Consider the following 1,545-nt stretch of genomic DNA (forward strand, 5'->3'; position numbering starts at 1 on the left):
GGCTCCCACTGCTTGTACGTAGACGGTTTCAGGTTCTATTTCACTCCCCTCACAGGGGTTCTTTTCGCCTTTCCCTCACGGTACTGGTTCACTATCGGTCAGTCAGGAGTATTTAGCCTTGGAGGATGGTCCCCCCATGTTCAGACAAGATATCACGTGTCCCGTCCTACTCGTTTTCACGTCTAAGGCGCCGTCGGTTACGGGGCTATCACCCTTTATTGCCAGGTTTTCCAACCTGTTCACCTAACGCCTAAGCCGCTTAAGGGCTGCTCCGGGTTCGCTCGCCGCTACTGCCGGAATCTCAATTGATTTCTTTTCCTTCGGGTACTTAGATGTTTCAGTTCCCCGAGTTCGCCTCTTAGCGCTATGTATTCACRCTAAGATACCTGCTTATGCAGGTGGGTTTCCCCATTCGGANTTAGTACGTCCTTCATCGCCTCTGACTGCCAAGGCATCCACCGTCTACGCTTAATCACTTAACCATACAACCCCAAGAGGTTTTATTTACGGCGAGATTGTCTAAAAAAGAAATCTGCGTCGCAAAACCACTCAGTGTTGAATCATCAACCAATTAAGGTTTTGTTTTTGCCGGACTCAAAATAGAGACTTTGCTTATCACTAAGACAAAGCCCAAGCACACTTGATTGTGTGAGTGACATTACATGTCACTGATTGAGAACTTTACTGTCATTCTTTAAGAATGACTTGTCAGCTTTCCAGATTGTTAAAGAGCATGTCGTTTATTGCTAAATAAACCACGTTCTAAAGATTCTTAAGCAAAAACCTTTAAAGCGTGGTGGGCGATACCGGGCTCGAACCAGTGACCCCCTCCTTGTAAGGGAGGTGCTCTCCCAACTGAGCNTGAGAACTTTACTGTCATTCTTTAAGAATGACTTGTCAGCTTTCCAGATTGTTAAAGAGCATGTCGTTTATTGCTAAATAAACCACGTTCTAAAGATTCTTAAGCAAAAACCTTTAAAGCGTGGTGGGCGATACCGGGCTCGAACCAGTGACCCCCTCCTTGTAAGGGAGGTGCTCTCCCAACTGAGCTAATCGCCCATCTTCCAGACTTGGTGGAGCTAGGCGGGATCGAACCGCCGACCTCTTGCATGCCATGCAAGCGCTCTCCCAGCTGAGCTATAGCCCCGCGCCTGAGAAATGGTGGGTTGTACAGGATTCGAACCTGTGACCAATTGATTAAAAGTCAACTGCTCTACCAACTGAGCTAACAACCCATGGCGTCCCATAGGGGAGTCGAACCCCTGTTACCGCCGTGAAAGGGCGGTGTCCTAGGCCTCTAGACGAATGGGACACGCCGATATGTTTGGGAACATATCCTCTTTAATGCTTCAACCTATACAATCTGTGTGAACACTCGCAAAAATAGCGTCAGTAAGGAGGTGATCCAGCCCCAGGTTCCCCTAGGGCTACCTTGTTACGACTTCACCCCAGTCATGAACCACACCGTGGTAAACGCCCTCCCGAAGGTTAAGCTATCTACTTCTGGTGCAGCCCACTCCCATGGTGTGACGGGCGGTGTGTACA

4 tRNA genes and 2 rRNA genes are annotated in these 1,545 nt (G+C 48.7%); all 6 read right to left on the minus strand.

Annotated elements, in window-relative coordinates:
- A 23S ribosomal RNA gene (locus BZG23_RS16360) occupies window positions 1-482 on the minus strand; the annotation flags it as partial.
- 501 nt (window positions 483-983) lie between these two features.
- Window positions 984-1,059, minus strand: a tRNA-Val gene (locus tag BZG23_RS16370).
- A 12-nt stretch (window positions 1,060-1,071) separates the two neighbouring features.
- Window positions 1,072-1,147 (minus strand) — tRNA-Ala (locus BZG23_RS16375).
- Between the two features lie 12 nt (window positions 1,148-1,159).
- Window positions 1,160-1,235 (minus strand) — tRNA-Lys (locus tag BZG23_RS16380).
- 1 nt (window position 1,236) lies between these two features.
- Window positions 1,237-1,312 (minus strand) — tRNA-Glu (locus BZG23_RS16385).
- An 81-nt stretch (window positions 1,313-1,393) separates the two neighbouring features.
- A 16S ribosomal RNA gene (locus tag BZG23_RS16390) occupies window positions 1,394-1,545 on the minus strand; the annotation flags it as partial.

Source organism: Salinivibrio sp. ML290 (assembly GCF_001995695.1).
GTDB lineage: Bacteria > Pseudomonadota > Gammaproteobacteria > Enterobacterales > Vibrionaceae > Salinivibrio > Salinivibrio siamensis.